This window comes from Nocardia ninae NBRC 108245, from assembly GCF_007990755.1.
Classification (GTDB): Bacteria; Actinomycetota; Actinomycetes; order Mycobacteriales; family Mycobacteriaceae; genus Nocardia; species Nocardia ninae.
In genome coordinates this window covers 1-7,605 of sequence record NZ_BJXA01000005.1, presented here as the reverse complement: position 1 = coordinate 7,605, position 7,605 = coordinate 1, and the positions used below count along the sequence as shown (strand labels likewise).

4 protein-coding genes are annotated in these 7,605 nt (G+C 67.4%); 2 read left to right on the top strand and 2 right to left on the bottom strand.

Annotated elements, in window-relative coordinates:
- Positions 1-8: 8 nt before the first annotated feature.
- Both NN4_RS06110 and NN4_RS06105 read left to right on the top strand, forming a co-directional pair.
- On the top strand, positions 9-2,135 hold the full coding sequence (locus tag NN4_RS06110) for a WXG100-like domain-containing protein (RefSeq protein ID WP_147128970.1): 2,127 nt from the start codon (positions 9-11) through the stop codon (positions 2,133-2,135).
- Positions 2,136-2,299: 164 nt separating this feature from the next.
- A complete protein-coding gene (locus NN4_RS06105; protein ID WP_147128969.1) occupies positions 2,300-2,686 on the top strand; it encodes a hypothetical protein in 387 nt (128 codons plus the stop codon).
- A gap of 92 nt (positions 2,687-2,778) precedes the next feature.
- Here the strand turns inward: NN4_RS06105 and eccCa are convergent, their stop codons facing one another.
- Both eccCa and NN4_RS06095 read right to left on the bottom strand, forming a co-directional pair.
- Entirely contained in the window at positions 2,779-6,816 is a 4,038-nt protein-coding gene (eccCa, locus tag NN4_RS06100) for a type VII secretion protein EccCa (RefSeq protein WP_147128968.1), read from the bottom strand.
- Between the two features lie 15 nt (positions 6,817-6,831).
- Positions 6,832-7,605: S8 family serine peptidase (locus NN4_RS06095; RefSeq protein WP_147128967.1), on the bottom strand; the 774-nt coding region annotated here is incomplete at its 5' end.

Here is a 7,605-nt window from a genome sequence, read left to right as displayed (position 1 = left end):
CCTTCGCGATGATCGAGATCCCGCAGGATCTGAAATGGCTGGGCTGGGTGGTCGGCGTCGACCTGCCCGCCGCCAACGAGGACCTGCTCTTCGCCATCGGTCGCGCCTGGAGCGAAGCGTCGAAATCGCTTGCCGCACAAATTGACCCGCTGACTCAGGTGCGACGGAAAGCCAGCGGTGCGTACACCGACGGCGCAGGTGCCGAGACCATCTCGGCGTTGTTCACCGACTTGCTCGACGGCGACGCCTCGCTGGCGAAGCTGGCGGCCGACTACGACGAACTCGGCAACGCCGCTTTCGATTTCGGCACCACCGTGCAGGCGGCGAAGCTGATGATGATCGTCTCCTACGCGATGCTGGCCGTGGAGATCTTGTGGGCGTGGATGTTTCCGCCGACCGCGCCCGCTGTGGAGGCTGCGGCGATCGCTGGAACCCGATCGGGGTTGCGGCGGGTGGAGGATCTGGTGATCGCGCGGATCGAGCAGGTGATATTGCGGGCATTCGGTGCTGTGGGGCAGCAGGCTTGGACGAAGTTGGTGGTCAAGAATCTGGCTACGTACGCGGTGAAGGGCGCGGTGTCGGGTGGGCAAGCGGTGCTGGTGGATGCGGCTATTCAGGGTGGTCAGATCGCTGCGGGTACTCGGCGGCAGTTCAACGGGAATGAGGCGCTGCTCTCGTTTGGTGCGTCCTATGCCAGCGGGTTGTTCGGCCGGGCGGCTGGGCATTGGGGTGGCATCGGGTTCGACGCTTCGATCGGCAGGCTCACCAACAAGCTCGGTCGTGCGGCGGATGTGGGTCGGGGAGCTGCGATCGGTGCGTTCGCCGGTGCGGCCGGCACGGTCGGTAGTTCGATGGCGTCGGCGATGAACAGCGGTAACTGGCAGGGGGCGTTTACCGCGAGCGGGTTCGGTCTCGGTGCGTCGGGTGGTGCGTTTCGTGGTGCGGTGGCGGGAGGTGCACGTGGCCTGTTCCATCTGAACCGCGTGCCGGGTAGTGCGGCGCGCACCGGTTTCCTCCGGCATTTCCAGCTGGATGCCGAAGGGAACGTGTATGTCCCGGCGAGCCGGGCCGCGGCGGTCGGTGGGTCGGTGAGCGACCAGCCCATCCCGCGACCGGCACCGGTAGCGCGGCCTTCGGTCGACCGGTCGGTCGAGTCGACGCCGCAGCATCAGCGCAGGCTGCGCGAGCTCGATCGGCAGGACGCGGCGAACCTGCGGGAATACCAGCGGCAGGTGCGCGCTTCGCAGCCACAATTGCGCGCTCAGCCTTCTGAATCCGTCGAGAACCCGCCGCGGGCTCGCGCGCTCGGGGCGCCGGACGGGCCGGAATCGGCGGACCGGCAGCCGCAGTGGGGCTCCCGCATGTCCGACCGCGCTCAGGACATGCAGCATCGGTCCGATGCGGCCCAGCAGACCGCGGATCGCGCGCAGGCAGGTGCCGACACCGTGCAGCGGCGGGCAACCATGCAACAAACCAGGGCGGCAACGGAAGACGGCGTCGCGGAGCAAGCACGGACGAACACCGAACGGGCGCAGCAGCAGTTGCGCACCGCGGAAACTCGTCTGGAAGCGTTGCGCGCGAACGCCTCTGCCGATCCTCAGCAGGTCGAGCGGGTCGAACTACAGGTGGCTCGCGCCCGTGTCGAACACGCGAGCGCCGAGTTCGAGCAAGCCGCCGCGCGCCTGCGGGCCGACGCGCATCAGCGCCGAGCCGACGACTTCCAGACCCGCGCCGATGAAACGCAACGCAGGGCTGATCTCGCCCAGCATCGCGCCGACGACCTGCGCATGGTGCGCGTCCATCCGGACGTGATCAACCGCAGCACCGATGCCGAAGCCAAGCCGACGGTGCGCCCGATCGGCGCGGAGAACAGTTGGTGGCAGCGGACTCTGCTCCGTAGTGAGCAGCTCGGCAAGGAATACGGCACCGGCGGTCCAGGGACGGACCACTACCAGCCCAAGGGCACCGATCTGCGTGCCAAGACCCGCCCCAAACTCGATTCCTACCACCAGCCGACGATCGAACCGTACGCCGCGCCATCGGCACCCGGCCCGGCTGCGTGGGGAACACCACCGAGATCCGAAACCGATTGGCAGCCTGAGGATTCCGAGAACAAGGACAGTGAGCCCCGCTAGACGCAATCCTTCTGACAAACGCACGCGCGTCAGTGCGGCGAGTCGGTGTACGAAGACCAGAAAGGTGTGCGGCTCAAGCGCGAAACCCATAATTTGCATAGTGTTTCGGCGCCGGTCGCCCGCAATCCTGTCTCACGCTGCCTGCCCTGGCCAGAGTTGTCCGGGTGGAGCAGAGTATCGCCATCGATTCGACTACCGACCTGCATTCCGCCGCCGTGGTGATGGATAGCGTGGCCGACGCGGTCGGCCGTGCGGTGCGTGTACTCGCCGACACGCTGACGCTGCTCGGTGATCCGATCGCATTGCAGCACAACGGAAGTACCGCTGAATTCACGGTCACCGCGGGCAGCAGCGCCAACCCGCCGTGGGGCACCGACTCCTACGGCAAGTCGTTCGCCGATGGCGAGGCCGGTTACGTGAACCTCGGCACCGACCTGCTCCAAGGCGGATTCGACCTGGCGCACACCCTGTCGCAATTCGCTCACGGAATGAGCCGCGCCGCAGTCGATCTCGACGGCACCGAGGAGAACGCCACCGCAGCGTTCTTCTGACCGCCTCGCCCGCTGGACGGCACGCGACACCAACAACCCACGCTCAGCCGGATGTTGCTCGCGCGTACATCGCCGAGCAACATCCCCTCCGCTCAGCTCGGCGGGGGCAGATGGCAGATCTGGATAAGATCCCGCCCCCGCGTCCTTGACACCAACAGTCCACGCCCAGGCGGATACTGGGCCGGACGCACGTCCCCGAGCAGCACACCTTCATCCTTCGGCGTACTCATCAAGATCCCGTCCACCGACATATCCTTCATCGGCCCGAGCACCGGATCGTAGAGCGCCCGCGCCGCACCACCGGACCGGCGCGCGATGATCACATGCAAACCGATATCCCGCGCCTGCGGCAGCAGATCCAGCAGCGGCACCAGCGGATTGTTCGACGCCACCATGTCGTAGTCATCGACGATCACATATACCTCAGGCCCCGTCCACCAGCTGCGCTCCCGCAGCTCCGCGGGTGTGATGTCGGCGCCGGGTAGCCGCTGCGAGACGAATCCCGCAACTTCCTTCAACGTGGGAATCGACGTCTGCGCCGAAGTGGAGTACCCGGCCAGGTGCTGCCCGTCGATCGCACCCAGCATGGTGCGCCGGTAGTCGACCAGGATCACCCGCGCCTCGTTCGGGTGCGAGTTCTCCACGATGCCCTGCGCGATATTGCGCAGCAGCGTGGTCTTGCCGCAGCCGACGTCGGCGAACACCAGCAGATGCGGCGACTCCTCGAAGTCGAGCACCACCGGCAGCAGCTCCGATTCGCTCAACCCGATCAGCACCCGCTTGTTGTCCAGGCGCATATCCAGGTCGCGTGCGGTGGTCAAAACCTGATCGCGGTCGAGTTCGCCAGGAAGCATCCGTACCCCGGGCGCCCGGCGATCGCCGTAGAGCTCGGCGAGTTCGGCCTTCGCGGCGACGATGCCGTCGGAAAGCGTCTCCGGGTTCACGTCGGTGTCCAGGCGGGGGAGTGCGATCAGCATGTGCAGCTTGTCGCCGGTCATGCCGCGGCCCGGACGGTTGATCGGAACGTTCACCGCCGCACGGCGATCCATCTCAGAGTCGGACGGGTCGCCCAGGCGCAGTTCGATCCTGGTGCCGATCTGATCCTTCACGTTGGGCCGGATCTCGGCCCACCGGTTCGCACCGAGCATGAGGTGGATGCCGTAGGACAGCCCACGGGCCGCGAGGGCGAGCACCTGGCCCTCGATCAGGTCGAAATCCTCCCGGAAGGCGGCCCAGCCGTCGATCACCAGGAACACATCGCCGAACGCGTCGGCGGCGAGCGGATGCGCGGCTCGCTCTTCCGGAGTCAGCAGCGCGAATTCGGCCTTGCGCTTGCGGAATTCCCGCATGTTCTCGATGCCGAGTTCCAGGAAGCGGGCCTCACGCCTGCGCAGCAGCATGCTGAGTTCGGCGACGGTGCGCCGCACCCGGTCGCTTTCCAGCCGGCCGGCCGCGGAGCCGACATGTGGCAGCCCGGTGAGGGCAGCCAGGGTGCCACCGCCGAAGTCGAGGCAGTAGAACTGCACCTGTTCGGGAGTGTGCGTGGTGGCGGCGGAAAGAATGATGGTGCGCAGGGTGGTCGACTTGCCCGACTGCGGTCCGCCGACCACCGCGACGTTGCCCTGGGCGCCGGACAGATCGATCGCGAGCACATCGCGTTTCTGTTCGTACGGCTTGTCGACAATCCCGATCGGCAGCCACAGATTGGCATTCTGGTTGACCTGAGAGCGCCAATCATGATCGGGCAGAACCAGATCCACGGTCGGCGAGATATCGAGGGGCGGCAGCCACACCTGGTGCGCGGGCCTGCCGTGTCCGGTCAGCCGATCCACCACCACCTGGAGCAGCGACCGCTCGGGTTCGGCGGACGGCGCCTGACCGAGGAGTTCGTTGAGATCGGGCAGTTCGACCGGGATCGGTTGCTGCTCTTCCGTGCTCGGTGCGGCCACCTCGATGGTGGCGGCGGTGAACAGGTCGACCGTCCCGGCCATGGCCGTCGGGCCGGTCGTCCGGCCCGCGACCGGCGGCACGTATGTCCCGGACACGTAGGTGGTGTTGAACCGCAACGGATCCGAAGAATCGCTCTTCAAATAGCCGGCGCCGGGCTGTGCGGGCAGATGGTAAGCGTCGGTGATGCCGAGCACCTGCCGGGATTCACCAGCCGAGAAGGTACGCAGGCCGATTCGATACGACAGGTGCGAGTCGAGCCCGCGCAGCCGGTTCTCCTCCAGTCGCTGCGAGGCGAGCAGCAGATGCACCCGCAGCGAGCGGCCGAGTCGGCCGATCATCACGAACAGTTCCGCAAAATCCGGTTTCTGCGAGAGCAATTCGGAGAACTCATCGACGATGATGAACAGCGCGGGCAGCGGGTCGAGCGATGCCCCGTTGGCGCGGGCCTTCTCGTACTCGGTGACGTTGGCGAAGTTGCCTGCCGATCGAAGCAGTTCCTGCCTTCGGGTCAGTTCACCGGCCAGCGCGTCGCGCATGCGGTCCACCATCGAGAGTTCTTCTTCGAGGTTGGTGATCACCGCGGACACGTGCGGCAGCGGATCGAGCCCGAGAAACGTTGCACCACCCTTGAAGTCGACCAGCACCAGGTTCAGTAGATCGGGGGAGTGGGTGGTCACCATCGACAGCACCAGGGTGCGCAGGAACTCCGACTTGCCGGAACCTGTTGCGCCGATGCACAACCCGTGCGGGCCCATGCCGTTCTCGGCGGACTCCTTGATGTCGATCTCGACCCGGGTGCCGTCGGGGGTCGAGCCGATCGGTACCCGCAGCCGCTCACGGGCCGACCTGGGCCGCCACACGGTGTCCGCTTCGAGGGTTGCCGCATCTGCGACGCCGAGCATGGCCATCAGCCCCGGGTCGGTGTTCACCTCGGCCCCGAGGTCGACGACCTGGGCGCTGGTGGCGATCCGGTAGCGCGCCATCCCGCGGCCGAAAGTGGCAGCGATATCCAGGCTTACACGGTCGGGTCCCGCGAAGTTCTCGACGGAGCCACCGGTGCGGGCGCCGATCACGTCTTCCTCGACCACCAGTTGCAGACCGCGCCGCACAGCGAGGCCGGTCTGCGGTGCGGTGAGGTCGAGCACGGTCACCGAGTCGAGTCCGGCGTCGCTGATGATGCGTTCGGCGCCACTCACGTACCCGTCATCGATCACCACGACGAGGTGCAGCCTGCCCGCCGTGGGCGGTGCGTTGCGCAGGAACCGGCCACGTTCGAGCAGGTCCTCCGACAGCGAGGTCTCCAGTTCCGACAGCGACTCGTAGAGCATGCGCGCCGACCCGATCCGGTCGGTGTCGCGTGGATGTTGCAGGTGCGGAAGCCATTTGGTCCAGCTCCACACCTCGCCGTCGGGGTCGGCGGTGACGATCGCAAAGATCATGCTGTCCGGTCCGTGGAAGGTGGCCAGTTCCATCAGCATCGACCGGACGAGCGCGCGGCCGTGCTCGCGCGGTCCCTCCACGTTCACCGCGGGGAACGCGCGCAGCGAGATGGCGGTCGGCAGGCTGTGCACCACCGAGTGTGTGCGGACGAAGCGACGCAGCGCCACGGTCGCCACCGGTTCCAGATCCTCCAACGGAACGGTCTCCGGCCGAACCAATTTGGTGGCGAGGCGATGACTGCCGACGCCGATCCGGATGTGCCCGAAGTCGGGGTCGCTCGGCCTGCGTTCCCACATCCGGCGGGTGCCGATCAGCGCGTGCAGGTCGATCGGGTGCGGGTGGCTCCAGAACAGCGCCTCGCGCTGGGCGGTACCGGTGTTGCGGACGTCGCGGCGCAGCTGGTCGAGGTAGCGGAAGTAGTCCTTGCGTTCCTCGTTGAGCTCGGCGGCCGGCTTTCCACCGCCGCCGGTGCGGCTGGCGAACATGCCGACCATCGACATCAGCATCATCATCGGGAACATCATGGTGAGCGGGTTGGAGAACATGGACTTGCCGCCCATGGTGAACATCAGCCCCATCATGCCCACCATGGCGACCACCATCACCACCGGCAGCAGCCGCTGCCACAGCGGCGCGGGGACCGGCGCGGTGATCTCCGGCGGTGCGTTGAGGATTACCTCGCCGCCCGGTGGCCGCGGCGGTGCGATCCTGGCCAGGCGGATGAACCCCTTTGTGCCCATGGACAATTCCTTCGGTTAGTCATCGCCCGGCAGGACGAGGGGCCTGCGCTGTTCGCGCCGGAACGGAATGGAGAGGGCGAGCACGATGGCCAGCAGCGTCAGGCAGCTCACCGCGCCCGCGAGGCCGATGCGGCGCGGCCACGGGCTCACGAAAGCCGGTGGCGTCGGGCCCGCGATCGGGATGCCCTGCGCCGGATCAGTTTTCGGGGCGGGCGGCACCACTGCGGTGAGCGCGGCGACCGGGTCGATGAGGCCCGCGCCGATCCGGGCGTCGTGGCCGCTGCCCGGGGCATGCGCGGTGCGGATGATGCGGTCCATCACCTGCTGCGCGGAGAGGCCGGGGAAGCGGGCGCGCACCAAGGCGGCCAGGCCCGCGACATACGCGCTGGCGAAGCTGGTGCCGTTCACCGGCGCCACCTGGCCGTCGGCCTGCGGAGTGCCGTTCACCAGCCCGGTGCCGCCCGGCGCGCTGTCCAGGGACATCAGATTGCTGCCCGGCGCGGCCACAGAAACCCAAGGGCCGTAAAGGGTGAAGGCCGAGGGCGACCCGTCGGGCTCCACCGATGCCACCGACAGGACATAGGGCGAGAACCACGCGGGCGTCGCGATCGTAGCGACCGCATTCCATCCCGCAGTGCCGTTCTGCTCCTTGCACGCGCCCTGCTGTTGCAGGTTGCCCGCTGCCGCGACCACGACGACGTTGCGGTCGTAGGCATACCGCAGCGAAGCGCCGAGCGGGCCGTCGACCGCCTCGGCGCCGACGGGCCTGCACGACACCGCGGAGATATT